24 protein-coding genes are annotated in these 25,849 nt (G+C 69.6%); 15 read left to right on the top strand and 9 right to left on the bottom strand.

The window, feature by feature from the left end; genetic code table 11:
- Positions 1–13 precede the first annotated feature (13 nt).
- Positions 14–2,893 carry an alpha-L-fucosidase gene (locus C8D87_RS32685; RefSeq protein ID WP_112229655.1) on the bottom strand — a complete coding sequence of 960 codons (2,880 nt, stop codon included), beginning with the start codon at positions 2,891–2,893 and terminating at the stop codon, positions 14–16.
- Positions 2,894–3,149: 256 nt separating this feature from the next.
- Here C8D87_RS32685 and C8D87_RS32680 point away from each other — a divergent pair, with 256 nt between their 5' ends.
- The gene (locus tag C8D87_RS32680) at positions 3,150–4,019 is read left to right on the top strand and encodes a DUF4231 domain-containing protein (protein WP_112229555.1); all 870 of its coding nucleotides are present in this window, start codon (positions 3,150–3,152) and stop codon (positions 4,017–4,019) included.
- Between the two features lie 32 nt (positions 4,020–4,051).
- Here C8D87_RS32680 and C8D87_RS32675 read toward each other — a convergent pair whose 3' ends face one another.
- A complete protein-coding gene (locus C8D87_RS32675) occupies positions 4,052–4,438 on the bottom strand; it encodes a hypothetical protein (RefSeq protein ID WP_109640190.1) in 387 nt (128 codons plus the stop codon).
- A 30-nt stretch (positions 4,439–4,468) separates the two neighbouring features.
- Here C8D87_RS32675 and C8D87_RS32670 point away from each other — a divergent pair, with 30 nt between their 5' ends.
- From C8D87_RS32670 to C8D87_RS32620, 11 genes are read left to right on the top strand one after another with little or no spacing between them, the layout of a single operon-like run.
- A complete protein-coding gene (locus tag C8D87_RS32670) occupies positions 4,469–5,014 on the top strand; it encodes a helix-turn-helix domain-containing protein (RefSeq protein ID WP_109640191.1) in 546 nt (181 codons plus the stop codon).
- Positions 5,015–5,041: 27 nt separating this feature from the next.
- On the top strand, positions 5,042–6,121 hold the full coding sequence (locus C8D87_RS32665) for an NAD(P)/FAD-dependent oxidoreductase (RefSeq protein ID WP_112229654.1): 1,080 nt from the start codon (positions 5,042–5,044) through the stop codon (positions 6,119–6,121).
- Positions 6,118–6,312, top strand: coding sequence for a 2Fe-2S iron-sulfur cluster-binding protein (locus C8D87_RS32660; protein ID WP_109640192.1), 195 nt, complete (start codon positions 6,118–6,120; stop codon positions 6,310–6,312). Before C8D87_RS32665 ends, C8D87_RS32660 begins: the two co-directional genes overlap by 4 nt.
- Complete coding sequence (locus tag C8D87_RS32655; protein ID WP_109640193.1) at positions 6,309–7,499, top strand: NAD(P)/FAD-dependent oxidoreductase; 1,191 nt, start codon at positions 6,309–6,311, stop codon at positions 7,497–7,499. Before C8D87_RS32660 ends, C8D87_RS32655 begins: the two co-directional genes overlap by 4 nt.
- Positions 7,496–8,389, top strand: a complete 894-nt coding sequence (locus tag C8D87_RS32650; protein WP_109640194.1) for a dihydrodipicolinate synthase family protein — start codon at positions 7,496–7,498, stop codon at positions 8,387–8,389. Before C8D87_RS32655 ends, C8D87_RS32650 begins: the two co-directional genes overlap by 4 nt.
- A complete protein-coding gene (locus tag C8D87_RS32645) occupies positions 8,386–9,378 on the top strand; it encodes a proline racemase family protein (RefSeq protein WP_109640195.1) in 993 nt (330 codons plus the stop codon). The genes C8D87_RS32650 and C8D87_RS32645 overlap by 4 nt, the downstream gene beginning before the upstream one ends.
- Positions 9,379–9,395: 17 nt before the next feature.
- A complete protein-coding gene (locus C8D87_RS32640) occupies positions 9,396–10,262 on the top strand; it encodes a hypothetical protein (protein ID WP_109640196.1) in 867 nt (288 codons plus the stop codon).
- Positions 10,263–10,904 (top strand): VOC family protein, encoded by a 642-nt coding sequence (locus C8D87_RS32635; protein ID WP_109640197.1) that lies wholly within the window; start codon positions 10,263–10,265, stop codon positions 10,902–10,904. It abuts the gene before it with no gap.
- 39 nt (positions 10,905–10,943) lie between these two features.
- Complete coding sequence (locus C8D87_RS32630; protein WP_146771935.1) at positions 10,944–13,388, top strand: ABC transporter permease; 2,445 nt, start codon at positions 10,944–10,946, stop codon at positions 13,386–13,388.
- Positions 13,385–13,984, top strand: a complete 600-nt coding sequence (locus C8D87_RS32625; protein ID WP_233442400.1) for an ABC transporter ATP-binding protein — start codon at positions 13,385–13,387, stop codon at positions 13,982–13,984. The genes C8D87_RS32630 and C8D87_RS32625 overlap by 4 nt, the downstream gene beginning before the upstream one ends.
- Positions 13,960–14,580 (top strand): ATP-binding cassette domain-containing protein, encoded by a 621-nt coding sequence (locus tag C8D87_RS32620; protein ID WP_233440078.1) that lies wholly within the window; start codon positions 13,960–13,962, stop codon positions 14,578–14,580. The genes C8D87_RS32625 and C8D87_RS32620 overlap by 25 nt, the downstream gene beginning before the upstream one ends.
- Here the strand turns inward: C8D87_RS32620 and C8D87_RS32615 are convergent.
- Positions 14,507–14,974, bottom strand: a complete 468-nt coding sequence (locus C8D87_RS32615) for a winged helix-turn-helix transcriptional regulator (protein WP_233440079.1) — start codon at positions 14,972–14,974, stop codon at positions 14,507–14,509. The two genes, C8D87_RS32620 and C8D87_RS32615, sit on opposite strands and share 74 nt — an antisense overlap.
- A gap of 27 nt (positions 14,975–15,001) precedes the next feature.
- On the opposite strand from C8D87_RS32615, the gene C8D87_RS32610 reads away from it, so the two are divergent.
- Positions 15,002–15,565: a hypothetical protein gene (locus tag C8D87_RS32610; RefSeq protein ID WP_233440080.1), complete on the top strand. Its 564-nt coding sequence runs from the start codon at positions 15,002–15,004 to the stop codon at positions 15,563–15,565.
- A 4-nt stretch (positions 15,566–15,569) separates the two neighbouring features.
- Here the strand turns inward: C8D87_RS32610 and C8D87_RS32605 are convergent, their stop codons facing one another.
- Together C8D87_RS32605 and C8D87_RS32600 are read right to left on the bottom strand one after the other, a co-directional pair.
- Positions 15,570–16,016: an Lrp/AsnC family transcriptional regulator gene (locus tag C8D87_RS32605; RefSeq protein ID WP_109640200.1), complete on the bottom strand. Its 447-nt coding sequence runs from the start codon at positions 16,014–16,016 to the stop codon at positions 15,570–15,572.
- Positions 16,013–17,134, bottom strand: a complete 1,122-nt coding sequence (locus C8D87_RS32600) for a M24 family metallopeptidase (RefSeq protein WP_112229553.1) — start codon at positions 17,132–17,134, stop codon at positions 16,013–16,015. Before C8D87_RS32600 ends, C8D87_RS32605 begins: the two co-directional genes overlap by 4 nt.
- A 28-nt stretch (positions 17,135–17,162) precedes the next feature.
- Between C8D87_RS32600 and C8D87_RS32595 the strand changes: the two genes are divergently transcribed.
- Complete coding sequence (locus C8D87_RS32595) at positions 17,163–18,107, top strand: 5'-3' exonuclease (protein WP_109640202.1); 945 nt, start codon at positions 17,163–17,165, stop codon at positions 18,105–18,107.
- Here the strand turns inward: C8D87_RS32595 and C8D87_RS32590 are convergent.
- The 3 genes from C8D87_RS32590 to C8D87_RS32580 all read right to left on the bottom strand — a co-directional run bounded on the left by C8D87_RS32590 (position 18,104) and on the right by C8D87_RS32580 (position 22,927).
- Positions 18,104–19,273: a GNAT family N-acetyltransferase gene (locus C8D87_RS32590; protein ID WP_170166660.1), complete on the bottom strand. Its 1,170-nt coding sequence runs from the start codon at positions 19,271–19,273 to the stop codon at positions 18,104–18,106. The two genes, C8D87_RS32595 and C8D87_RS32590, sit on opposite strands and share 4 nt — an antisense overlap.
- 129 nt (positions 19,274–19,402) lie before the next feature.
- Positions 19,403–20,080: a DUF4333 domain-containing protein gene (locus C8D87_RS32585; protein ID WP_109640205.1), complete on the bottom strand. Its 678-nt coding sequence runs from the start codon at positions 20,078–20,080 to the stop codon at positions 19,403–19,405.
- A 108-nt stretch (positions 20,081–20,188) separates the two neighbouring features.
- A complete protein-coding gene (locus tag C8D87_RS32580; RefSeq protein ID WP_112229551.1) occupies positions 20,189–22,927 on the bottom strand; it encodes a DEAD/DEAH box helicase in 2,739 nt (912 codons plus the stop codon).
- Between the two features lie 400 nt (positions 22,928–23,327).
- Between C8D87_RS32580 and C8D87_RS32575 the strand changes: the two genes are divergently transcribed.
- A complete protein-coding gene (locus C8D87_RS32575; protein WP_112229550.1) occupies positions 23,328–23,714 on the top strand; it encodes a hypothetical protein in 387 nt (128 codons plus the stop codon).
- 255 nt (positions 23,715–23,969) lie between these two features.
- On the opposite strand, the gene htpG is transcribed toward C8D87_RS32575, so the two are convergent.
- Positions 23,970–25,811: a molecular chaperone HtpG gene (gene htpG / locus C8D87_RS32570; protein ID WP_112229549.1), complete on the bottom strand. Its 1,842-nt coding sequence runs from the start codon at positions 25,809–25,811 to the stop codon at positions 23,970–23,972.
- Positions 25,812–25,849: the final 38 nt, after the last annotated feature.

Raw genomic sequence — 25,849 nt, 5'->3', positions numbered from 1 at the left:
GTGCGCAGGAGGATCAGCCGAGCGCGATCTGGTCGAGGTCAGGCGCCCCGGCACCGTCGTTGCCGAACTTGATCGTGTTCGGCCCGGCGTTCAGCGTCACCGGAATCCCGGCCACGTACGGGGTGTTGTTGCCGACCCCGTTCAGCTTGACCTCGACCGGCGCGCCGCCGTTCACGGAGACGAAGTACGACCGCGGCCCGTTCACCGTGAACTGGATGAACAACCTGTAGGTGCCCGCGGGCACGTTGATGTTCGGGAAGGTCACCGACGCGTCCGGGCCGCCGCCGATGTTGCGCACCTTCTCCCCGCCCGAGCACGCCCCGCACCCGGTCAACCCGGTGCTGCCGAACGAGTTCGCCGAGTCCTCCGCCTCGCGCACGAACACGCGGTCCGCGGGACGAGTCCGCACCGGCACCGCACCCGACACCCTGCGGTCGGAGCCCAGCAGCTGGAACGACGCGGTCACCGGGATGCTGACCGAGCCCACGTCCTGCCCGGCGGGAGACACGGCGGTCCAGACGCCTTCCAGCACACCGGCCAGCCGCATCGACGACCGCACAGCGGGCGCACCGGTCAGCGTCCACCCGGCGGGAACCACGGGCGCCAGCGACACGTTGTCGATCTGGTCGTCGGCGTCCAGGCGCAGCCGTGCCGTGATCTTCACGGACTGCTGGCCTGGCGCGACCCATTGCACGCCATGGGGTTGCACGGTCAGCGTCGTCTTCGGCGTGTAGTTCGAAGGCGGCAGTCCGCCCACCGAGATCCGGTCCAGGCCGAGCGCCTTGCCCGTGCCGAACACCCGGACCGTGTTGCGGCCCGCGTTCAACGGCACGGCGATCGATGTCGGGTCCGGCACGTCGGACCGATCCGCGGGCACCGCGACGGCCACCGGCGCCGCACCGTTCACCGACACCGAGACGGACGAAGCGGCGGCAGACGTCAACGACAGCTGCAGGTTGTAGGTACCGGCCGTCGCAACGGAAACATCGCGATAGGTCACGGCGTTGCGCTCTCCGCCGCCGAGCCCGGTCACCTGACGCGCGCCCGAACAGGCCTCGCAGGGCTCAACGCGCACCGCACCGGACCGCGACGCGTTCTCGGCCTCCAGCGCACCGCCGGAGAGAGACCGCGGGTAGCTGTGGCCGACGCGGATCTCGTCGATCTTGAGTTCCTTGAAGTAGACCGGTGCCTGCGGCCCGCCCCACGTGCCCAGCACCGTCAGGCGCAGCCAGCGAGCGTTCGTCGAGCCGATGTCGATGAACTGCGTGCCGCGCGCGGAGGGCAGTGCGCCACTGCGGACGTGCCACCAGTTGCGGCCGTCGTCAGAAGCCGTCAGCTGGTAGTCCTTGATTCGCGACGAGTCCTCCGGCCGGCCGAACGACACGCGGGCGTGCGTGGGGGACGATTCGCGCTGGTTGATCGCGAGGAACGAGGCCTCCTTGCGCCGTCCCAGGTCCAGCGAGATCGAAACGGGCTGAGCCGCGCCTGCGTCCCAGTACTTCTCGAAGCTGCCATCGGTCAGGTTCGATGCCGGGAAACCGTCCTTGGAGGACGTCGCGAACGCCTTGACGCCGGTGTGGAACCCTTGCCGGCCACTGGTTTCCACCGCGAACACGGTGTCGTACTCGTCCCACTTCGTGATGCCCTCGATCGTCAGGTGCCCGGCGGACTGCGAGAACCGCATCCGCTCACCCGTCCGCAGGTCCTTCACACCGGTGACCCGGTACCCGTTGTCCCGCAGGCGGACGAAGTCGGCACGCGGCCGCGTCACCACGTGCACGTACTGCTTGCCCGTGGCCGGGTTGATGGTGATCACGCCGTGCGCGCCGTCGTTCCAGAACCCCGGCTGCATGCCGCCGTACATGTACCCGGCGCCCTCGACACCCTGGATCGACTCGCGGATCGGCGGCACCCAGGTGGACATGAAGTTGTTGTACGCCTCCTGCTGCGCGGGCATGCGGCCGTTCACCATCGGCGTCTCGGCCATGAGCGACTTGATCGAGGAGCCCGCGTTGGTGATGTAGCGGCCGGTGTTCAGGCGCGTGTCGACGGCGTGGTTGCCGCCGTCGTACCACCAGTCGCCGGTGTTGGGCAGCTTGTAGCAGGCCTCGGACAGGCGCGGCATCGGCGTGAACGTCGCCGCCGGGTAGTCGTAGGACGGGAACATGCCGGTCTTCTGCTCGTTCGAGACCGTGTCCATGATGGGCGTGTCCTCGTTGTTGTTGCTCAACAACCAGGTGGGCCGCAGCTGCCGGATCTGCTCGTAGAGCTTGTTGCGCTCCCAATACTCGTTGTCGTTGTCGATCCAGAAGCCCGCGAGGTCGTCGTAGTTCTTCATGACCTCGAAGAAGAGGTCGTAGCTGTACTTGCCGAAGCCCTCGCGCGTCGTCAGGTCGACGGTCTCGCCCTTGTGCGCCGAGTAGGCCGCTGAGTCGAGCATCTGCACGCCCTGCTCGCTGTGCCACTGCGGGTCGTCTGTCATGTAGAGGATGACCTTGACGTCCTTGGCCTTGCCCGCGTTGACCAGCTCGCCGAGCAGGTCGCGTTGCGTGGCGCAGCTGCCGGGGATCTTCGACGGCCACGGCCGCGCGTAGCCGAGCCGTGAGTGGAACGTCGCCAGCACGACGTAGGAGGCGCCGAGCTTGCGCGCCTCGTCGATCCAGTAGTCGGGGGTCCACCCTCCGCCGGTGACGTCGCGCTCCCACTCGGCGCAGTTCAGGTGCTTCGGGGCGGTGAACATGCCCCAGTGCAGGAAGAGACCGGCGGTGGACTTGCGCAGCCACTCCTGTCTCGGATGTTGTACCTCGGCCTGCGCGGCAACCGGCAGGGCGACCGTGACCAGGCCAGCGAGCAGCGCGGCCACCACGGCCACACACAAACGTCGTAGTGCCATGACCATCGCTTTTCTCGTCGGGGCGGCGGCGAGAGATCCGATGATTACAACCGGATGTACGTGGGTCAAGCCTCCATCACGCCTGCGTTGCCAGGACTCATCGGATCACTACCACACCTGTCCGGCCGGATCGGCCTTGAGGGTGGCTTCGCGAACCGCTCGAGGTCATCGCGCCCAGCCGCTGTCCGGGTGAACACCCTTTGCATCGTCCGGGCAAGCCCCTCCGTCAGGGACCGAAGCGTGATACGACAGGCACATGATCGAGGAGGACTTCCCGACCGTCTTCCACGACGCGGACGACATCGCGCGACGCGGCCAGCGGATGACCTTCCGGCTGAGCAAGTTGCGGCTGGTCAGCGCCGTGGTGGCGGCGCTCGGCGGCGCACTGAGCTGGAAGCTCGGGCGGTTCGACGTCTGGGCGCTGGTCGCGCTGCTCGGCTTCATGGCGGCGCTGTACGCGGAGATCATGCTGTGGACCCGCCGCCCGGAACGCGACTGGACCGCGGGCCGCACGATCGCCGAGAACATCAAGTCGCTCGCGTGGCGGTTCACGGTGGGCGGCCACCCGTTCCCGGCGAGCATGCCGCTGGCCGAGGCCAGGAAGCTGTTCCAGCGGCGGGTCAACGAGATCGTGGCGCGCGACGGCGCGGGCATGACGTTCCACAGCGTGAGCCGCCAGGCGACGACCAGGATGGCCGAGCTGCGGACCAGGTCGCTGGACGAACGCCGGCAGACCTACCTCGACGAGCGGATCAGCAACCAGCAGCAGTGGTACTCCGACAGCGCGAACCAGCACCAGCAGCGCGCGAACCGGTTCCGCGCCCTGCTGCTGACCGGCGAGCTGATCGCCATCGTGCTGGCCGCGGGCAGGGGCTTCGGCGTCTGGGACGTCGACATCTCAGGGGTGATGGCCGCCATCGTCGCGAGCGGCGCGGCGTGGCTCGGGCTGCGGCAGTACGAGAAGCTGCGGCTGACGTACTCGACGGCGGCGAACGGGCTGGCGTACGTGTCCGACCAGCTCGCCGACGTGCCGGAGGACCAGTGGGCGAACTCGGTGCTGGACGCGGAGGAGTCCTTCCGGAAGGAGAACACCACCTGGATGGCGTCTCAGCCGAGCGCCGCCTGAGACCAGGTCGCGTTCTCCCCCGTCGTTGGCGCTCAGGCCAGGGCGTCGACGACCTTGGTCACCATCTCCCTCTCGGTCGAGGCCACCTCGCCGTCCGCGCCCGCCACCGAGCGGCACATCTCCGTCACGGCGGCGCGGAAGATCTCGACGTCACGCGGTTCGTGGGCGTGGATGATCCGGACGGCGTCCTTCAGGGCGGCGAGGACGCCGGCCTCCACATCGGACGCCGACCCGCGGGGCAGCGAGGGCGGGGCGGCGGCGATGACGGCGCGCAGGTCGTCCGGGAGCAGGGTCGTGGCCCTGATGCCGGCGTGGCTCTCCTCGTCGACCGAGCCGGGGTCCGCCGTGGACACCAGCACCATGGCACCGAAAACGGCCGTGCGGAGGGTCTGCCCCTCCGCCTCCGTGTACGCAGTCATGGGCGCAAGCCTATGCAACGATCACTGGCTATGAGTGCGGGTCAGGTGCTTGGCGCCAACATCAGGGCGTTCCGGGAACAGCGCGGGTTGTCACTGTCGGAGCTCGCGCGGCGGTCGTCCATCGCCAAGGGCACGCTGTCCCAGCTGGAGAGCGGCTCCGGCAACCCCACGATCGAAACAGTGTTCAGTTTGTCGAACGCTTTGGACGTGCCCGTGTCGGAGCTGGTGACCGAACGGCCCCCGCCGGACGTCGTGCTGGTGCGAGCCAGGGACGTCGAGGTGCTCAGCAGCAACGCCGTCGACCTGCGGCTCATGCGGCGGATGGACATCGCCGACACAGTCATCGAGATCTACGACCAGCGCGTGCGGCCCGGTGCCACCCAGACCAGCGAAGGTCACCCGGGCAAGGAACACGTGCTGGTCACGAGCGGTCAGCTGCGGGTGGGGCCCACCGAGGCGCCGTACGAGCTCGGGCCCGGCGACTACGTGTGCTTCCCCGGCTCGGCCCCGCACCTGTACGAGACGATCGGCGGAGAAGTCAGCTCGGTACTGGTGCTGGAGTATCCGAAGCACTAACGTTCATTCTAATGAACGGAGGTGGCGATGAACCCGGACGTCGTGGTCGTGGGAGCGGGCATCATCGGGGCCGCGTGCGCGCAGGCGCTGAAGACACGCGGGCTCGACGTCGTCGTCATCGACCGTGCCGGACCGGCGGCGGGCACCAGCTCTGCCGGTGAGGGCAACGTCCTGGTCAGCGACAAGGAGCCGGGCCCAGAGCTCGAACTGGCCAAGGCGAGCCGGGAGCTGTGGCCGGAGCTCGCGGAAGACGCCGAGTGGGAGGAGAAGGGCGGGCTGGTCGTCGCCACGACCGCGGACGCCTCCGAGCCCCTCAAGGCGTTCGCCGCGAAGCAACGGGCGGCGGGCATCGACGCCTGCGAACTCACCGCGGCGGAGGCGCTGACCCACGAACCGCACCTCAACCCCGCGATCACGGCGGCGGTCCACTACCTGCAAGATGCCCAGCTGAATCCGGTCAAGGCCACGAAAGCCCTGCTGCGCGGCATCAGGATCATCAACGCCGAGGTGTCCACAACGGACGGCCGGAGCGTGACCACGACCGACGGCGTGATCAGCTGCGGCGCCGTCGTCAACGCCACCGGCCCGTGGGCGCGGCACTTCGGCGTCAACGTGCTGCCCCGGCGCGGCGTCGTCCTGGTCACCACCCCGCTCCCCGGCGCGATCCGGCACAAGGTCTACGACGCGGACTACGTCGGCGCGGTCGCGAGCGGCGACGCCGACCTGCAGACGTCCGGCGTCGTCGAGTCGACGCAGGCCGGTACCGGGCTGATCGGGTCGAGCCGCCAGCGCAAGGGGTTCGACGACACGATCGAGAGCAGGGTGCTGAAAGCGTTGGCACACAGAGCGATCGCGCTCTTCCCGATGCTGGCCGGCGTTCCGGTCATGCGCGCGTACGGAGGCTTCCGCCCGTACGCGCCGGACCACCTGCCGATCATCGGCGAGGACCCCCGCACGCCGGGCCTCTGGCACGCCACGGGCCACGAGGGCGCGGGCGTCGGTCTGGCTCCCGCCACCGGGCGCCTGCTCGCCGAGCTGCTCACCGGCGCCACCCCGCACGTCGATCCCCACCCGTTCCGCGTCAGCCGTCCGGAGGTGATGGTGTGAAGGTCACGTTCAACGGCCTCCAACGCGAGGTCGGCCACGTCGCGGAACTGTTGCCGGGACGGTTCTTCTGCGGCATCGGCGTGTGCTTCGGCTGCGTCGCGGAGATCAACGGTGTTCCCGAGGTCCGTGCGTGCCGCCACCAGCTGCGCGACGGCGACGTGATCAGGACCCGGACATGGACGCAGCCATGAGGATCGTGGTCGTCGGTGCGGGCCCCGCCGGGATGGCCGCCGCCAGAACCGCCGCCGACGCGGGTGCCGAGGTCGTCCTGGTCGACGCGGAACCCGAGGCGGGCGGCCAGTTCCTGCGGGGGCGAGCCAGGTTCAGCCACAGCGGTGTCACGCATCTCAAGAACACCGAGGCGTGGCTCGTCGAGAACCAGACCCTCCATCTGCGAGGACCTCGACAGCTCCACTTCGACGCGTTGATCATCGCCACCGGCGCCTACGACCGGCCCCTGCCCTTCCCCGGCTGGGACGGCCCCGGCGTGATCACCGCAGGTGCCGCGCAAGCCTTGGCGAAGCAGGGCGTCACCCTCGCCGAACGCGTGATCGTCTCGGGCACCGGCCCGTTCCTGCTGCCCGTCGCCACCGCGCTGCAGGAACTCGGCGCCACCCTCGTCGGTGTCTACGAGGCGAGCTCACCGCTCGCCTGGGTGCGGGAGGCGAGGGCCGTGCTGGCGAACCGGCACAAGATCGCCGAGCTCGGTAGCTACCGGAAAGTGCTGTCACGCCTGGAAACCCGCACCGCGGTGGTCGCCAAGAACGGCAACCGTGTCACGGTCGCGAAGCTCGACCGCCACTGGCGCCCGGTCAGCCACCGCACCGAGCAGGCCGACCTGGTGTGCATCGGCTACGGCTTCCTCCCGCGCACCGACCTGGTGCCGGACGCCAAGCGCACCAACGACTTCCTCGACGTCGACGAACGCCAGCAGACCTCGCTCGCGAACATCTACGCGGCCGGCGAGGTCACCGGCATCGGCGGCGCGGATCTGGCCGAGGCCGAGGGCGTCGTCGCCGGAGCCGCCGCGGCCCACCAGGAACCGCCGCCGAAAGCGGTCGAGGCCGTGCGCAAGGGCCGGTTGTTCGCCCAGGCCCTCGCGCGAGCACACGCGATCCAGCCGGGCTGGAAGACGTGGCTGCACCCCGACACCACCGTGTGCCGTTGCGAGAAGGTCAGCCTCGAGGACCTCGGCGATGCCACCGGCATGCGCGAGCTCAAGCTCACCAGCCGCGTCGCGATGGGCCGTTGCCAGGGCCGGATCTGCGCCCGCAACGCGTCCGAGCTGACCGGCATTCCGTTCGACGGCCAGCGCCGCGTGATCGCGGTCCCGATCCCCCTTGGTGAACTCGCCGCACTCCCGGAGGAGAACTCATGACCGAACGCCTGGACGGCGTCATCGTCGCCACCGCGCTCCCCTACGCCGAGGACCCCAAGGCCCCGGCCGGACTGCGCCCGGACCTGGAGAAGTTCGCCGAGCACTGCCGGTGGGTCGTCGAGAGCGGCTGCCGCGGCGTGGGCCCCAACGGGTCGCTCGGCGAGTACTCGTCGCTGACCGACGCCGAACGCCGTGAGGTCGCCCAGACCGCCATCGCCGCCGTCAAGGGGCGCGGTATCGCGGTCATCGGCGTGCACGGCGTCGGTGCGCATCAGGCCCGCCACTGGGCCGAACTGGCGGCCGAGGACGGTGCGGACGGCGTGCTCTGCCTGCCGCCCACGATGTACCGGGCGAACCGCGGCGAGGTCGTGCACCACTTCCGCGAGGTCGCCAAGGCGGGCCTGCCGATCATGGTCTACAACAACCCGATCGACACGAAGGTCGACCTCACGCCGGACCTGATCGCGGAGCTGGGCCAGATCGAGCACGTCGTGGCGGTGAAGGAGTTCTCCGGCGACGTCCGCCGCGTGCTGGAGATCAAGGCCGCCGCCCCGCACCTCACCGTCGTGGCCGGCGCCGACGACGTGGTGCTGGAAAGCCTCCTCATGGGCGCCACGGGCTGGTTCGCGGGCTACCCCAACGTGTTCCCGGCCGAGTCCACCGAGCTGTTCGAGCTGGCACTGGCGGGCAAGCTGACCGAGGCCCGCACGATGTACGAACGCCTCGTGCCCGTGTTCCGCTGGGACTCGCGCACCGAGTTCGTCCAGGCGATCAAGTACTCGATGGACCTCGTCGGCCGCTACGGCGGTCCGTGCCGTCCCCCGCGCGGGCCTCTGTCCGCCGAACAGCGCGCCCAGATCGAGGCTGACATGAAGCTGGCAACGTCATGAGGTTCGCCAAGTACTTCAGCGCGGTCGACTCGCACACCGAGGGCATGCCGACGCGGGTGATCACCGGCGGCGTCGGCGTGATCTCCGGCGAGACCATGGCCGACAAGCGGCTCAACTTCATCAAGAACCACGACCACATCCGGCGGTTGCTGGTCAACGAGCCGCGCGGCCACGCGGCGATGAGCGGCGCGATCCTGCAGCCGCCGACCCGCCCGGACGCGGACTGGGGCGTGCTCTACATCGAGGTGTCCGGCTGTCTGCCGATGTGCGGCCACGGCACGATCGGCGTGGCCACGGTGCTGGTGGAGACCGGCATGGTCGAGGTGACAGAGCCCGTCACCACCGTCCGCCTCGACACCCCGGCCGGGCTGGTGCTCGCCGACTACGACACCCGCACGAAGCTCGTGACGATCCGCAACGTCCCGGCGTACGCGCACGAGCTGGACGCGGTGATCGACGTGCCGGGACTCGGCGAGGTGCGCTACGACATGGCGTACGGCGGCAACTTCTACGCGATCCTCCCGCTGGAGCAGCTCGGCATCCCGTTCGACCGGGCGGAGAAGGACCGCGTCCTGGCCGCCGGACTGTCCATCATGGAGCAGATCAACGCGGTCAAGCGCCCGGTGCACCCGGTGGACGCCGCGATCAGCGGCTGCAAGCACGTCCAGTTCACCGCGCCGGGCCAGGACGGTGCCCACTCCCGCAACGCGATGGCGATCCACCCCGGCTGGTTCGACCGTTCCCCGTGCGGCACGGGCACCTGCGCCCGGATGGCCCAGCTGCACGCGCGCGGTGAGCTCGGAATCGGTGCAGACTTCGTCAACGAGTCGTTCATCGGGACCAGGTTCATCGGCCGGTTGCTGGAGGAAGTGCCACTGGGAGACCGAACGGCGGTGGTGCCCACTGTGGCCGGTCGCGCGTGGATCACCGGCATGGGGCAGTACCTCCTCGATGCCACCGATCCGTTCCCGGAGGGGTTCTCGCTCTAGTCGTTACCCTCGGTGCCGTGACGACGACACCAAGTCTTGAAGCGCTCCTGCGCATCGGACCGTTCCACTCGGCCCTGCGCGCGGCCATCCGCCGCCGCGGGCTCACCCTGGAACGGCTCCGGCTACGCCTCGCGCAGCAGGACGTGGCGGTGGCGCTGTCGACCCTGAGCGACTGGCAGCAGGGCCGGGTCCGCCCGGTCTCGCCGAAGTCGCTCAGGGCCGTGTCGGTGCTGGAGGACCTGCTGGAGGTGCCGTCCCGCTCGCTGCTCACCCTCCTGGAACGCTCGGACCCGAGCGGCTGGCCGGACGTCGTCCCCGGCATGATGCCCGGCTTCAACACCAACGACCTGGAGATCGTCTCCCGCCACGACAGGGTCTTCGTCGACGCCGAACGGCACGCGTCACGCATCCACGTGAGCATGGTCGCCCGCGCGCGCCAGGACGGCGTGGACCGCTTCTACGCGCACTACTTCTGTGACGACGCCGTGCACATGTCCGAAGTCCGGCACGAGCCGATCCGGAACTGCCGGGCCGGACGGTCCGCGCGCAACGAGGCCGAGCACGTGACGGTGGACGAGCTGCTGTTCGACCGGCCGCTGGCGGCGGGTGAGACGTGGGTGTTCGAGTTCGTCATCCACGACCCGACGCGGCTCGACAGCTTCGAGCACGCGCAGGGCGTGCGGTGCTTCCTCGCGCAGAGCCTGATCGAGGTGCACTTCGACCCGGCAGCGCTGCCCGCCGACCCGCACGTGTACCTGCAGGACTGGCAGGAGGCGGAGCCGCACCGGACGATCGACCTGGCGCTGGACCACACGAACTCCGTGCACCACTTCGAGACGAACGTGTCCGTGAACTGGATCGGCATCCGCTGGAAGTGGGCCTAGATGCTCACCACCGACTTCGTGCCGGGCGCTCCGGCGTGGATCGAGCTGGGCAGCCCCGAAGTCGTTGCCGCCGCCGAGTTCTACGGCCGCGTGCTCGGCTGGGAGTACGACGGCGGCCTCTTCCGCCGCTACGGCAGCACGGTCGCCGCGCACGTGCCGCTGGGGGCGGGCGCGTGGACCGTCCACTTCGCCGTGGCGGACACCGGTTCGGCCGGCCCGCTCCGCCGGCTGACCGATCCGCAGGGCGCGGAGTTCGGGGTGTGGCGGGCAAGGGACGGCGCCGGGCTCGGCGCGGTCTCGACCCCGGGAGCACTGACGTGGCTCGAGCTGCACACCCCCGCCCCCGAGGCCGCGGCGGACTTCTACCGCTCGGTCTTCGCGTGGGAGATCCAGACGATTCCCGGCGCGCCCGGCCTGTTCTGCCGGCCCGCCGGCACGGGTGCGGGACGGTTGTTCGGCGCGGTCGTCGAGGACTCGTCTGCCTACTGGTTGCCGTATTTCGAAGTCGCCGACCCGGACGGCGCCGCCGGTGCGGCCGAGGTGGCCGTCGAGCCCTACGAGGTGGGCGGAGTCGGCCGGATCGCCGTGCTCGCTGATCCGTTCGGAGCCAGGTTCGGCGTCATGCGTTCCGTTACCTCCTGAAGGCTCCCCAAACCGCGAAACGCCAGCTAGCGTGCGCTGGTGCAGGTGCCGTGGAGAGCCGCGCCCAGAGCGGCGCTGTCGAGTCCGCTCACGTTGGTGGTGAGCATCGCGACGACGTTGCTGCTGGGCTTCGTGGTGGCCGCGGCCGTGCTGCACTCGTCCTCCGCGGGCAGCGCGGCTCTGGCGTACCAGCAGGATCGGATCTGCCCGCATTCCGTGCACCCCTCGCTGGACGGGGACCAGCTGCCGCTCGCCAGCGCTGTCACGATGTCCTCGCAGAGCCCGTTGAGTGCTGTCTACACGCGAATCGGGCGTCCTGACTTCAACGGCCTCGCGACCTACGGACGGTTCGGGTACCGGCCGGAAGCGTTGTCGCACCTGACTGTCGTCGAAGGTGGCGGCACCGGACTCTGGGTGCCGCAGACGATCGCCACGGCGGCGCGCGTGAAGATCGGCGACCGGCTGACCGGCTCGCCGCTGGTGGTCAGCGCGATCTACGCCGACCTGGCGCATCCGGTGTCCGGGTGGTGGTGTTCGGAGGCGAAGACCGTGGTGCCGAACCCGCTGGGCGGCGACGGTGCCAGCACGTCGGTGATCTGGGTGCCGCAGGTCTCGGACCTTTCCTCGCTGCCGCAGGAGTTCTCGTCCGGTGCCTCGGTGTCGCTGCGGTTCCCCGTCGAGCCGCTGTCGACGCTCGCCGAGGCGGAGGCGCTGCGGGACAGGGGGAACGCGCTCGTCACCTCGCTCGGGCTGCCGTTGACGCGGACGGACGTCCTGACTTCCGCCATCACGGCGGCGCGGACCTCCGAGCGCAACGTCTCGTCCGCGCTGCTGCCATTGGTGATCATCAGCGTGCTCGTGGGGCTGGCGGGCGTCGGCACGGTGACCGTGCAATGGGCTCAGCGCAGGCATTCCGAGCTGCGGCTGCTGTGGGTGCGCGGGGCCGGTCCGCTCGCGCTCGGGTTCCGCGGCGTGCTGGAGCTCGGGTTGCCGTTGGTGGCCGGCGGGTTGCTCGGCCTGATGACGGCCCGGTTGCTGTTGCCGCTGTACGCACCTGGCGTTGTGCTGGCCCCTGGGACGCTCTGGGTGGCGCTGGGCCACGTCCTGGTTGTGGTCGCCGCGTCGCTGGCGGTGACGGTTCTCGTGGCGTGCTGGCGGGCGCACCGGACGTTCCAGCGGCGGGCGCGCTCGTGGCGGCTCTCGGTCGTGCCCTGGGAGCTGGTCGTCGCCGCGCTGGCGGTGCTGGCGTGGGTTCGCCTGTCCCGCAACGGGTTGGGCACGACGCTGAAAGGCGGCGAGCTGCCGCGGATCGACGTGGCGGCGTTGACGTTCCCGCTGCTGGTCGTGCTGGCGGCGGCATTGCTCGCGACGAGGCTGCTGCGGTGGTCGCTCGCCTGGTCGCATCGCGTGCAGTGGTGGCGGGTTCCGGCCGCCCAGCTGGCGGTGCGCCGGCTGGCGGCCGCGGTGGGGCCCGTGACCGGTGTGGTGCTGGTGGGTGTGCTGGCGGTCGGGACCATCGCGGTGGGCAGTGCGGTCGCGGGCGCGCAGAAGTCGGCATTGGACTCGAAGTCCGGCGTGTTCGTCGGCGCCAACAGCACGGTGCAGGTGTCGCAGGACATCGCGCTCGGACGGGTAGCGCTGCCATCGTCGTTGCGGGGCAACACAACTCTCGTGGGCGTGAGCACGGGCGCGTTGGTCGTGGACCCCGCCACGTTCACGGACGCGGCCCTCGTGGACGACGCCGCTTCGGTGCGCTCGCTGCTTTCCGGGCTGCGCCGGACCGGCGACACCGCTCCCGCTCTGCGGATCGGGCGTGCGGCGAACCAGGAGATCCAGATTCCCGGACTGCCGCTGGTGAAGCCGGTGGCGTCGCTGCCGGTGTTCCCGAAGCTCGGCACGCGGGGCTACGTGCTCGCGCGGGAGTCGGTGCCCGCCGTCGAGCAGGTGGGCTCGTGGCACCTGTGGTCGTCGTTGCCGTTGGCGGCGCTCACTTCTTCATTGCAGGCGGCGGGTGTCCACTACACGAACGTCGCGGACCGGGCTCGCGTGCTCGACGGGTTGCCGTTCCTGACCGTGGAGTGGACGTTCGGTTTCGTGGCCGCGATAGGTTTCGTGCTGGCCGTGGTGGCCGCGGTCGCGCTGTTGCTGGCCATCGAGGTGCGCCGCCGCCAGAACGCCGTGTCCGGCGCGCTGTCGACCCGGATGGGCATGCGGCCGTCGGTGTTGTGGTCCAGCCATCTGCTCGAAGTCGGCGCGCTGGCGTCGCTGGCGGTGGCGATCGGCGCGGTGGCGTCGTTCGTGAGCATGGAGTTCGCGGTGCCGCGGCTGGATCCCGCGCCGTGGCTCACCCCCGCGCCGGTGCTGCCCGACCTGGTGCCGTTGCTCGGTTCGATGGTGCTGTGCGGTCTGTTGGTCGTCGTGGTGGCGGCGTGGCTTGCGTTGCGCGGTGTCCGCACCGCGCGGATGGGAGAGCTGCTCAGGTGATCCGCGCTTGTGGCGTCGGGGTGTCCTACGGTCCGGTGCGCGCCGTCTCGGACATGTCGCTGGCGATCGCGCCCGGCCTCACCGTGCTGTCCGGCCCGTCCGGCTCGGGCAAGTCGACGCTGCTGCGGGTGCTGTCCCTGGTCGAACGGCCGTCCGCCGGCGAGGTCTTCGTGCGCGACCGGCCGACGTCGGCCCTGTCGTGGTCCGAGCTGAGATCGTTGCGGCGCAAGGAGATCGCGGTCGTCTTCCAGAACCCGGCCGACAACCTGATCTCACACCTCACCGTCGGCGAGAACCTGCGCGCGGCCGGGGCCACCGACCTGTCGTTGCTGGACCGGCTGGGGCTGGGCGGATCGGGCGCCTGGCGGATCGCCGCGTTGTCCGGCGGGCAGCAACAACGTCTGGCGTTCGCATGTGCGTTGGCGCGCGGGGCTTCCGTCCTGGTGGCGGACGAACCGACCTCGCAGCTCGACGTCCGGTCAGCCGATCTGGTCCTGGAGACGCTGGCGTCCCTGCCCGTGCCCGCGGTCGTGGCCTCACACGATCCGCGGCTGGTCGAGCTGGCGGACCTGTGCGTTCCCCTGGCGGCGTCGTGATCCGGGCGGCCGGGGTGCACCGGGCCTTCGGCGACGTCTCCGTGCTGCGGGGCGTGGACCTGGAGGTGTCCGCGGGCGAGCTGGTGACGTTGAGCGGGCCGTCCGGCTCGGGGAAGACCGCGTTGCTGTCGTTGTTGTGCGGCTTCGACTTCCCCGACCGCGGCTCGGTGCTGCCGGGGCCGGCCCCGTGGTCGGCCTGCGCGGTGCTGCCGCAGTCGCTGGGGCTCGCTTCCGAGCTGACGCTGGAGGAGAACGTCGCGCTGCCGTTGCGGCTGGCCGGGCGCGCGGTCGACGGGGTGCCCGGACTGCTGGCGGAGCTGGGCATCGGGGCGTTGGGGGCGCGGTATCCGGGCCAGGTGTCGTTCGGGCAGCAGCAACGGGCGGCTCTGGCGCGTGCGGTGGTGGCCGGGCCTGCCGCGTTGCTCGCCGACGAGCCCACGGCCCACCTGGACGCCGAGAGCGCGGTGGCCGCGGTGGGGTTGCTGCGGCGGGTCGCGGACGAAGGTGCGGCGGTGCTGATCGCTACGCACCACGACGCTGTGCATGCGGTGGCTGATCGCGTACTGGTGCTGGCTGACGGGCAAGTTCAGAGCTGATCGGGTGGGCGCAGCCCATCGCCTCGTTGACGGCGGTCTCACCGTGGGTGCGCTGCAGGTGCGTCTCGCCCCACACCCGGACGCTCTCCACGACGGGCAGGACGGTGGTCCCGTAGGGCGTGAGCCGGTAGATGACGGGTGCCGGGACCGGTCCGGTCACCACGCGTTCGACGAGCCCGTCGGCCTCCAGCTCGCGCAGCTGCTCGGCCAGCACCTTGGGCGTGATCGGCGCACCCCGGCGGCGCAGACCGGCGAAGTGGGACTCGCCGTGGGCGAGCCAGTACACCAGCGTCAGCTTCCACTTCCCGCCGATCGCCGCGAACGCCGCCGCCATCGGGCAGCCGGGAAGCGGGTTGGGGCGCGTTAGGTTACCTGGAGGTGCCTTCTTGTTCATGGTGATCGCTCCGTCGACAGTCGAGTCATGAACATGCGCAGGCTGCTCACCGTGCCACACACGCGAATTCTGGTCGCGTGTCTCGCACTTCTCGCGCTCACCGGATCGGCGTCGGCCGACGTCGCGGACGGTCAGCGGGACTTCGACTGGGAGATCGGGAGCTGGCACTCGGACGTGCGGGTGCTCGCCGATCCGTTGTCGGAGACCGAGGACGAATGGCTCCACTTCGCGGGCACGTCGGTCGTGCGCCCGCTGCTCGACCGGCGGGCGAACGTCGTCGAGCTGAAGATCGCCGGGCCCACGGGGCGGATCGAGGGCCTCAGCATGCGCCTCTACGAGCCGCAGGCGCAGCGCTGGAGCCTGACCTTCGTCAACATCCGCAACGGACTGCTCACCCCGTCGGTGTACGGCGGGTTCCGCGACGGCGTAGGCGAGTTCTACGGCGACGACGAGCTCGGCGGGCGCCCGATCAAGGTGCGGTTCCTGATCCACCGGCAGGGCAGGGACCGGGCGACGTTCGAGCAGGCGTTCTCCCAGGACGGCGGTGCGTCCTGGGAGACCAACTGGATCGCGGTCGACCGCCGGACCTGATAGCTCAGACCGCCGGCGGCCGGTCCTCGTACGGCGTCGACAGGACCACGGTCGTGCGGGTCGACACGTTCGCCGACTCCCGGATCTTCTGCAGCAGCTCCTCCAGAGCCACCGGCGACGCGACCCGCACGCGCAGCACGTACGAGGCGTCACCCGCCACCGAGTAGCAGGCCTCGATCTCCGGAAGGTGCTCGAGGCGCTTCGGGTAGTCGTCCGGCTCGGAGGGGTTGATCGGGAAGAGCGAGATGAACGCCGACATCGGCAGGCCGATCTCGGTGCCGTCCAGGCGGGCGGCGTAGCCCTTCACGATGCCGCGCTGCTCCAGCCGCTTCACGCGCTGGTGGACGGCCGACACCGACAGGCCGACCCGCTCGGCCAGGTCGGTGAAGCTGCACCGGCCGTCCGAGGCGAGTTCCTTCAGGATCGCTCTGTCGATCTGCTCGAGGGTCAAAGCACCACCAGCTCGTGAGGTCGGTTGTTGAAGGACTCGACGCCGTTCTCGGTGGCGACGACGATGTCCTCGATGCGAGCACCCCAGCGGCCGGGCAGGTAGATGCCGGGCTCGACGCTGAACGACATGCCCGCCTCCAGCGGCAGCGAGTTGCCGCTGACGATGTAGGGCTCCTCGTGCACGTCGAGGCCGATGCCGTGCCCGGTGCGGTGCACGAAGTACTCGCCGAAGCCCGCGTCGGCGATGATCCCGCGGGCGACGGCGTCGATCTCCTCGCAGGTCACGCCCGGCTTCACCGCCTCGACGGCGGCCTGCTGCGCGGCCTGCAGGACGGCGTAGGTGTCCCGGACGTCGTCGTGCTTCGGCTCGCCCATCACGTAGTTGCGGGTCGAGTCGGAGTTGTAGCCCTCGGCGACCGGGCCACCGATGTCGATGACGACGACGTCGCCCGCCTCGATCACGCGCTCGGAGTCGCGGTGGTGCGGCGAGGCGCCGTTGGGCCCGGAGCCGACGATGACGAAGTCGGCGAAGGTGTGGCCTTCCTCGACGATCGCGGCGGCGATGTCCTTGGCGACGTCCTTCTCCGTGCGACCGACACGCAGGAACTCACCCATGCGCGCGTGCACGCGGTCGATCGCTTGACCGGCCTTGCGCAGGGCGGCGATCTCACTCGCGTCCTTGCGCATCCGCAGCTCGCGGATGATGGGCCCGGCGAGGGTCTGCGCGCCGCCGATCGCCTGGCCGAGCTTGATGGTGTGCAGCGCGGGCATCATGTCCGCCACGGCGGTCCTCGTGCCCTTGATCGCGGCCTTGACCAGCGCGTACGGGTCCTCGCCGTCGACCCACGTGACGACCTGGACGCCCAGCTCGTCGGTCGGGATGCCCGCGTAACCGGGCTGCTCCAGCTTCGGCACGACCAGCGTCGGCGTGCCGCCCACGGGCAGCGCGAGGCAGGTGAGGCGCTCGAAGGAGTCGCCACCGGCACCGATCAGGTACCGCAGGTCCGAGCCGGGAGAGATGAGCAGGGCGTCGACGCCCGCCTGCTCGGCGGCTGCGGAGGCGCGGTCAAGCCGCGCACGCAGCGCGGACACGTCGATGGGCCCGGTGATCGTTGCCATGGTCGAAAGCCTAGTAGCTTGTCCACTCGTGAGCTCTCCCCTGGTGCTGCTCGACTCCGCGAGCCTCTACTTCCGGTCGTACTACGCGCTGCCGGACTCGATGACCGCGCCCGACGGCACGCCGGTGAACGCCGTGCGCGGGTTCGTCGACACGATCGCCCGCGTCATCACCGACCGCGGCGCCGGCCGCCTGGTCGCGTGCCTGGACGCCGACTGGCGCCCCGAGTTCCGCGTGAAGGCCCTGCCGTCCTACAAGGCGCACCGTGTCGCCGAGAACGCGGACGACGGTTCCGAAGAGGTCCCGGACACCCTGACCCCGCAGATCCCGATCATCCTCGACGTCCTCGACGCCGCGGGCATCTGCACCGGCGAGGCGGCGGGCTACGAGGCCGACGACGTCATCGGCGCACTCGCCCACCGCGAAACCGTGTCGCCCGTCGAGGTGGTCACGGGCGACCGCGACATGTTCCAGGTCGTCCGCTTCGAGCCCACCCCAGTGCGCGTCGTCTACGTGGGCCGCGGCTGGAACAAGGCCGAGGTCCTGGGCCCCGAGGAACTGGCGGCGAAGTACTCGGTGCCGGTCGAGAACGCCGGCTCCGCCTACGCCGACATGGCCGTGCTGCGCGGCGACCCCTCCGACGGCCTGCCGGGCGTGGCGGGTATCGGCGAGAAGACCGCGGCCAAGCTCATCACCGAGTTCGGCTCGCTGGAGGCGTTGCTCAAGGCCGTCACCGACCCGATGGACCGCAAGCTCACCACCAAGGCCCGCAACGCCCTGATCGCGGCCGAGGACTACCTGGCCGCCGCACCCACCGTCGTGCGCACCGCGCTGGACGCCCCCGTGGTCCTGGACCGCGACGACGCGGTGCCGCGCGTGCCCGCGGACCCGGAGCGGCTGCGTGAGCTCACGCAGCGCTGGGGGCTGGGCAGCTCGGTGCCGCGCCTGGTCAACGCGATGGAGCGCCGCGCCTAGAAGAACGTCCCGCAGTACGGCTTCCTGTCCACCGCGAACAACGCGTCGGCGTCCCTGAGACGGGTACCCGAGATCCGTTTGGCGGCCGCGAGCTGCGAGAACGTGGTGTCGCCGAGATACACGGCGCCGAGCAGGTCGACCGGGATCGTGAGGTCGGCCTGCTCCTCGACGCGCTCGGCACCGTCCGGCGACACCCGATAGCAGCCGTCGTTGGCCGGCAGCAGCCTGTCCCGCACCCCGATCACGACCGGCTCGGCGGCTCCGTAGGTGCGGGCCTGGAGCATGCGGGGCACGTCGACCAGGCGCAACCAGATCTCGTCGAACACGTCCTTGGTGCGCACGACGCGCGGGTCCTCGAACAGCCACGTCACCGGGTCGTCGAGCGACACGTCGTCCTCGATCTGGTCGACCAGGTCCAGTCGCGTCACGTAGATCCACAGGTCGCGCCAGGCGTCGTCGTTCGCCCACTCGAAGTCCGCAATGGACATCCGGTGCTTGAAGTCCTTCTCCTCGGTCACCTTGTACGTCAGGAAACCGTCGTCACCATCCGGTCCACTGTGGACGACGGTGACCGAGTTCTCCGCTACGCTCTTGCGATCGCGTGCCCGCGCCCACCAGCCAGGCCATCGGCTGATCTGACCCGGCCGCGACAGCCCGAGGGCCTCGTGCAGTTCCGGCAGGAGCTTGTCGGCGGTGTCCTGGTCGAGCATCCGCACGCGGCCTGTCATCTCGCCCGGGATCACCGCACGCTTGGCGTCGACCTCGACGGTCCGCCACCGCCCGGCCAGGCCGTAGCCGAAACGGCCGTAGATGCGGCCCTCGGAGGCGCGCAGCGTGGCCACCGGGTCCGGCAACGACGAGAGTTGCTCGCGCATCAGGGCGGTCAGCACGCCACGGCGCGTGTAGTCGGCACGCACGCCCACGCGTGAGACTGCGGCGTGCGGCACGACGGCGCCACCGGGCACCACTAGAGAGGAGGCGTACGACTGGGTCGTGCCGATCATCTCCTCCCGGTCGAAGGCCGCGAGCACGCGATCAGGCTCGTAGGAGGGCTGGACGACCTTCCAGTCGTCGTCCGAGGGAGGCCCCCAGTGCATCGCCCGCCGGAACACCGTCGCGTGGGCCCGGAACTGCGCTTCGTCGCTGAGCACGCGGATGTCGGTCACGTCCGCGATGGTGGCTCACGCCCGGCCGCGCGCGCACCTCAGTTTCCGCTCGCCCGGAAACGGCACCTCCCCCAAGGTCAGGAAGTCCTTGGGGGAGGTCAACGGAGTTCAGTGGTGCCGCTGCGGAGATCAGCCGGTGGGCTGGCCCACCTCGTACTCGCCGTCCTCGGTCTTGACGACGATCTTGACCTTCTTGTCCTTGCCGCCGACCTGGACCTTGCACTCGAACGAGGTGTTGGGCTTGACCTCGTTCTCACCGGTGCAGGTGGCGCTGCCGACGTCGGAGATCTTGTACTCGTCCTTCAGGATCTGGACGATGCCGGTCTGCACGGCGGTGTTGTCGAAGATCTTCTTCTTGAAGCCGGCCGGCGAGACGAAGCCCCAGAACAGCACGCCACCCACGAGCAGCACGACGATGACGGCGGCGACCCAGATGGCCGCGCTGGACTTCTTCTTCGGCGGAACCGGCGGGCCGAAGCCCGGCTGCTGCCCGTACGGGTTGGGCTGGCCCGGGTACTGCTGGGTCTGCTGGCCGTAGGGGTCCGGCTGCACGGGCGTGCCGTACGGGTTCGACTGGGGCTGCGGGGGCACGCCGTACTGCTGCGTCTGCTGCTGCGACGGATCGAAACCGGGGTACGGCTGCTGCTGGCCCGGCTGGGGCTGCGGCGGGCCGTAAGGGTTCTGAGCCGGGAAGCCGCCGGACGGTGTGCCGGGAGGGAAACCGCCACCATAGGGCTGCTGCGGCTGCTGCTGGCCCCAGGGCTGCTGCGGATCGTTCCCTCCGGACGGTCCGTACGGGCTGCTCATCTGTCGACCTCCGTGTGTACGACGTTGCGGCGCGATCCAACCACACCGTTGACGTCAGTCTTCACTCCGACTCGCAAAACCTTTGTCAGGCCTGCGTCAATCTCCGGGTCACATCATCGCCACAACACCGCGCCGCAGCGCGTCGACAGCCTTCGCCGCGGCGGCGCCGACCGGATCCGCTCGGCCGACCACATCACGGATCTGGTCCAAAAGGTCGATCACCTGACGGCACCAACGGACGAAGTCGCCCGCGCCGAGCTCGTTGCCGCCCGCTTCGGCGGCGCTCAGCACCTTCTCCAGCGACTCGCCGCGCGCCCACCGGAACACCGGCCACGCGAACCCGGGATCGGGCTGCCGGGTGATGCGCTCCAGCTTGTGGCGGCGCTCGTCGTCCTCGATCTCCGCCCACAGCCGCACCGTCGTGAGCATGGCGTCCGACACCGGCCCCTGCGGCAGCCGCGCCTCGACCGGACCGTCCCGGCGCGCCTCGTAGACCAGCGACGACACGACGGCCGCGAGTTCCTCCGGCTTGAGGCCCTTCCACACGCCGTTGCGCAGGCACTCGGCGGCGAGCAGGTCCGACTCGCTGTAGAGCCTGGTCAGACGCATGCCGTCCTGGGTCACCTCGTCGTTCTCGCTGAGGTAGCCCCGCTCGCGCAGCAACGCGCGGATGCGGTCGAACTGGCGTGCCAGCGAGTGCGTGGTCGCCGCGACCTTGCGCTCCAGCTGCTCGGTCTCGGCCAGCAGCCGGTGGTAGCGCTCACCCCAGCGCGCGTGGTCTTCGCGCTGGTCACAGCCGTGGCACGGGTGCGAGCGCAGGGCCCGGCGCAGCGTCGCGAGCTCGGGGTCGTCGTCCGCCGTGGTCTTCTTGCGGCCACGCGCCGGCACCGCGATGCCGGTGTTGCGGATCGACGACGCGAGGTCGCGCCGCGACTTGGGCGAACGCACGTCCACCTGCCGCGGCAGCCGGATGTGGCCCAGCACCTCGACCGGCGACGGGAAGTCCGCCGACGTGAGCCGGCCCGACCAGCGGTCCTCGGTGACGACCAGCGGCCGCGCCTCACCCAGCGGCTCGAGGCCGGGGTCGATGACGACGGCGAGCCCGGACCTGCGCCCGGACGGCACCGCGATCACGTCGCCCTTGCGCAGCCGCTCCAGCGACTTGGCCGTTTCGATGCGGCGCGCGTTGGTGTTCTGCTTGGCGAGCTGCTTCTCGCGGTCCGCGACCCGGCGGCGCAGCGACGCGTACTCCGCGAAGTCGCCGAGGTGGCACGTCATCGACTCGGCGTAGCCCGCGAGCGCGTCCTTGTTGCGGTCGATCCGGCGCGCCAGCCCGACGACAGACCTGTCCGCCTGGAACTGCGCGAACGACTGCTCCAGGATCTCGCGCGCCGCCGACGCGCCCAGCTGGTGCACGAGGTTCACGGCCATGTTGTAGCCAGGCCGGAAGCTCGACCGCAGCGGGTACGTGCGCGTGGACGCGAGCCCGCCGACCGCCTTGGGGTCGATCCCGGGCTGCCAGACGACGACCGCGTGCCCCTCGATGTCGATGCCACGACGCCCCGCACGCCCGGTGAGCTGCGTGTACTCGCCCGGCGTGAGGTCGACGTGCGCCTCGCCGTTGTACTTGACGAGCTTCTCGAGCACCACGGTCCGCGCGGGCATGTTGATGCCGAGCGCGAGCGTCTCGGTCGCGAACACGACCTTGACCAGCCCGCGGACGAACAGCTCCTCGACCGTCTCCTTGAACGCGGGCAGCAATCCGGCGTGGTGCGACGCGATGCCGCGCTCCAGCGCCTCACGCCACTCCCAGTACCCGAGCACCATGAGGTCGGCCTCTGGCAGGTCCCGCGTCTTCTCGTCGATGATCAGGCGAACCTGCTCGGTCTCGTCCGGCGTGTTGAGCCGCAGCCCGGCGCGCGCCGTCTGAGCCACAGCCGCGTCACACCCGGCCCGGCTGAACACGAACACGATCGCCGGCAGCAGCCCGGCCGCGTCGAGCCGCTGGATCATGTCGATGCGCGACGGCGGCTTGTACCCGGTGTTGCGCGGCGGCCTGCCTCCCCCGTTGCGGTTGCGCCCGCGGCTGAACGGCACGTGGTACCGAGTCAGCTCCTCGGTCTTGCGCAGCACCTGGGCGTTGATCCGCGCGTGCGTCTCGTCGCCCTCGAACAGGTCGAGCATCTGGTTGCCCACCATCATGTGCTGCCACAGCGGCACGGGCCGGTGCTCGTCGACGACGACCGTCGTGTCACCGCGCACCTCGACCAGCCACTCGCCGAACTCCTCGGCGTTGCTGACCGTCGCGGACAGACCGACGACCTGCACGTGCTCCGGCAGGTGCAGGATCACCTCTTCCCACACGGGACCGCGGAACCTGTCCGCGAGGTAGTGCACCTCGTCCATGACGACGTACGCGAGTCCGTCCAGAGTGGACGAACCCGAGTACAGCATGTTCCGCAGCACCTCGGTGGTCATCACCACGACCGGAGCCCCGCCGTTGACGCTCGTGTCACCGGTCAGCAGGCCGATGCTCTCCGCCCCGTAGCGCGCGGTGAGATCGGCGAACTTCTGGTTGGACAGCGCCTTGATCGGCGTGGTGTAAAAGCACTTGCGGCCCTCGCTCAGCGCGAGGTGCACGGCGAACTCCCCCACCACCGTCTTGCCGGCACCGGTGGGGGCGCAGACGAGCACTCCGTGACCGTCCTCCAGAGCCTCACAGGCCTGGCGCTGGAACGGGTCCAGCTCGAACGAGATGACGGAGCCGAAGTCGGTCAGCTTGGGCCGCTGAGCGCTGCGCCGGGAGTCGGCGTAGGCCTCGGCCGGGGACCGCGAAGCACGTGACACCTCTTCAGGCTTTCACATCGCACCGACAATCGCCGCCGAGATAGATTAACTTCAGTAAACACTGAAGTTATTGAGAGGGTTGGCGTTGCAGGTTCGCCTTGGCGGCGGGTCGGTTTGCGTTGGTGCGTTCCGGTTCCAGCGGAGGGCTCGCCGATGCGGTTGGGTCGCGTTCCAGCATGGTTGCGCAGGCCTTGACGAGCCAGGTCACTTCATCGCCGCTTCGCGACGATAGCGATCGAGGCTTGACCTCGGGGCCCTTGCGAGGCGCTCATCGGCCTGAAAAAGCCGGGCATGTAAAGCGCCCGGCCGATCGAACACGATCGGCACCTCGCACCCAAAGTCAAGCCCAATCGCCAGCGTACGTGGGCACGCAGGGCGCTCGGGTTCCGGGAATTACCGGTTGGACGGCGTGGCATTGCCCTTTACCGCTCGGCTTCACCATCGCGGTCATGTTCTGGAACAACCGGTAGGCCAGCTCTTTGCCGAACGCCCGCACCGCACGGGGCTCATACTCACGAGCGAAGCCGACAACAGGCGCCTCGGCTTCGACGGGCAGGGCTTCATGACCTCGGCGACCACCGCGACATGCTCGATCGACAGCGCGCACCGCGTGCCGCAACACGTGCAGCAAATCCTTGTAACCCAGCTCAGCCGCGGCACCACGCCGATCCAAGCCCGCGATTCTGCATCACGGAATGTTCGCGAACCCGGATTCCGTCACCTCGTCGACGATGCCGCGCAGCAACTCGTCGGTGGAGAGGAGTCAGGTGTCGCTCACGCGTTCTGACCTACCGAAAGATCACGACAAGCCAACAGATCAGGGCATACACAATCGGGTGAACAGCCCGAGCAAACCGTGTTTCGCGGCGAAGCAAGGCGTAAAGGGCAATGCACCATCGGGCAAGCGGTAATGGCGTGAGCCGGCGGTGCCATCGTGCCCGCGGACGCCGGCGATGGAATAGCCCGGCCCGTCAAGGCCCGCACAACCACCCTGGAACGCCGAAAGCCCGGCCCACCAAGAGGCGAACCGGGCCCCCGACGGTCAGAACGTCCGCTGCACCCGATCCGCGACAAGCTTCACGAACCGAGACGGGTCAGCCAGCTCCCCACCCTCGGCGAGCAACGCCAGCCCGTAGATCAGCTCAGCCGTGTCCGAGAGCGACTCCCGCTCCCCACCGGCAAACGCCTTGTGCAGCCCCTCCACCAGCGGGTGCGACGGGTTGAGCTCCAAGATCCGCTTGATCTTCGGCAGCTCCTGCCCCATCGCCTTGTACATCTTCTCCAGCGTGGGAGTGATGTCGTGCGAGTCGCCGACGACGCACGCCGGAGAGGTCGTCAGACGCGAGGAGAGGCGAACCTCCTTGACGTCCTCCGACAGCGCGGAGCCCATCCAGGAGAGCAGGTCCGCGAACTCCGCCGCCTTGGCCTCGTTCGCCGACTTCTCCTCGTCGGTCTCCAGGTCCACCTGTCCCTTGGCGACCGACTGGAACGGCTTGCCGTCGAACGAGGGAACGGCGTCGACCCACATCTCGTCGATCGGGTCGGTGAGGATCAGGACCTCGTACCCCTTGGCGCGCAACGCTTCCAGGTGCGGCGACTTCTCGACCGCGACCCGAGAGTCGCCGGTCATGTAGTAGATGTGCTCCTGGCCTTCCTTCATCCGCGAGACGTAGGAAGCCAAGGTGGTCGGCTCGTCCGCGGAGTGCGTCGAGGCGAACGAGCAGATCTCCAGGATCGCGTCGCGGTTGTCGAAGTCGGAGAGCAGGCCCTCCTTCAGAGCCGCGCCGACCTCGCGCCACAGCTTGGCGTAGTCGTCAGGGCGCGAGGACTGCAGCGACTTAATCGACGAGAGGACCTTCTTCACCAGCCTGCGGCGCATCAGCTGGATCTGGCGGTCCTGCTGCAGGATCTCGCGCGACACGTTCAGCGAGAGGTCGGCGGCGTCGACGACGCCCTTCACGAAGCGGAGGTACTCCGGCATCAGCTCGGCGCAGTCGTCCATGATGAAGACGCGCTTCACGTAGAGCTGGACGCCGCGCTTGCTGTCGCGCATGAACAGGTCGAGCGGCGCCTGCGACGGCAGGAACAGCAGAGCCTGGTACTCGAAGGTGCCCTCCGCCTGCATGCGGATGGTCTCGAGCGGCGCGTTCCAGTCGTGGCTGATGTGGCGGTAGAACTCCGCGTACTCCTCCTCCGTCACCTCGGAGGCCGGGCGTGCCCACAGGGCCTTGCGGGAGTTGATCTCCTCGCCGCCCAGGCGCACGGGCCAGGTGATGAAGTCCGAGTAGCGCTTGACGATCTCGCGGATCTTCGCGGGCTCGGTGTAGTCCGGCAGGCGGTCCTCGTCGTCGGCCGGCTTGAGGTGCAGCGTGACCGAGGTGCCCTGCGGCGCGTCGTCGACGTCGTCGATCGTGTACGTGCTCTCGCCGGTCGACTCCCAGCGCACGCCCTTCTCGGCGTGCGGGTACTTCGTCACGAGGGTGACCTTGTCCGCCACCATGAACGACGAGTAGAAGCCGATGCCGAACTGGCCGATCAGGTCGGACGACGACGACTGCTGTTCCTTGAGCTGGCGCAGGAACTCCGCGGTGCCCGACTTCGCGATCGTGCCGATGAGCCGCACGACGTCCTCGCGCGTCATGCCGATGCCGTTGTCGCGCACGGTCAGCGTGCGCTCGGCCGGGTCGGACTCGATCACGATGTGGAGGTCGTCGACGTCGACCTTCATGTCCTTGTCGCGGAAGGACTCCAGCCGCAGCTTGTCCAGCGCGTCCGAGGCGTTCGACACGAGCTCGCGCAGGAACGTGTCCTTGTTCGAGTAGATCGAGTGGATCATCAGCTGCAGCAGCTGACGCGCCTCGGACTGAAATTCCAGCGTCTCCATGAATCCCCACCGAAACAGAAAGCGGTACGAACAGCCCT

Origin of the sequence: Lentzea atacamensis, assembly GCF_003269295.1 — a bacterium.
Classification (GTDB): Bacteria; Actinomycetota; Actinomycetes; order Mycobacteriales; family Pseudonocardiaceae; genus Lentzea; species Lentzea atacamensis.
Note: the sequence above shows the minus strand (reverse complement) of the source record. Positions and strands in the feature narration are given on the sequence as shown.

Coding starts and splice junctions, on each gene's coding strand:
- C8D87_RS32585 (WP_109640205.1), bottom strand. CDS start 20,080: ATGAGCAGCCCGTACGGACCGTCCGGAGGGAACGATCCGCAGCAGCCC.
- C8D87_RS32610 (WP_233440080.1), top strand. CDS start 15,002: ATGAACATGCGCAGGCTGCTCACCGTGCCACACACGCGAATTCTGGTC.
- C8D87_RS32600 (WP_112229553.1), bottom strand. CDS start 17,134: ATGGCAACGATCACCGGGCCCATCGACGTGTCCGCGCTGCGTGCGCGG.
- C8D87_RS32645 (WP_109640195.1), top strand. CDS start 8,386: ATGAGGTTCGCCAAGTACTTCAGCGCGGTCGACTCGCACACCGAGGGC.
- htpG (WP_112229549.1), bottom strand. CDS start 25,811: ATGGAGACGCTGGAATTTCAGTCCGAGGCGCGTCAGCTGCTGCAGCTG.
- C8D87_RS32655 (WP_109640193.1), top strand. CDS start 6,309: ATGAGGATCGTGGTCGTCGGTGCGGGCCCCGCCGGGATGGCCGCCGCC.
- C8D87_RS32685 (WP_112229655.1), bottom strand. CDS start 2,893: ATGGCACTACGACGTTTGTGTGTGGCCGTGGTGGCCGCGCTGCTCGCT.
- C8D87_RS32635 (WP_109640197.1), top strand. CDS start 10,263: ATGCTCACCACCGACTTCGTGCCGGGCGCTCCGGCGTGGATCGAGCTG.
- C8D87_RS32665 (WP_112229654.1), top strand. CDS start 5,042: ATGAACCCGGACGTCGTGGTCGTGGGAGCGGGCATCATCGGGGCCGCG.
- C8D87_RS32675 (WP_109640190.1), bottom strand. CDS start 4,438: ATGACTGCGTACACGGAGGCGGAGGGGCAGACCCTCCGCACGGCCGTT.
- C8D87_RS32680 (WP_112229555.1), top strand. CDS start 3,150: ATGATCGAGGAGGACTTCCCGACCGTCTTCCACGACGCGGACGACATC.
- C8D87_RS32670 (WP_109640191.1), top strand. CDS start 4,469: ATGAGTGCGGGTCAGGTGCTTGGCGCCAACATCAGGGCGTTCCGGGAA.
- C8D87_RS32650 (WP_109640194.1), top strand. CDS start 7,496: ATGACCGAACGCCTGGACGGCGTCATCGTCGCCACCGCGCTCCCCTAC.
- C8D87_RS32615 (WP_233440079.1), bottom strand. CDS start 14,974: ATGAACAAGAAGGCACCTCCAGGTAACCTAACGCGCCCCAACCCGCTT.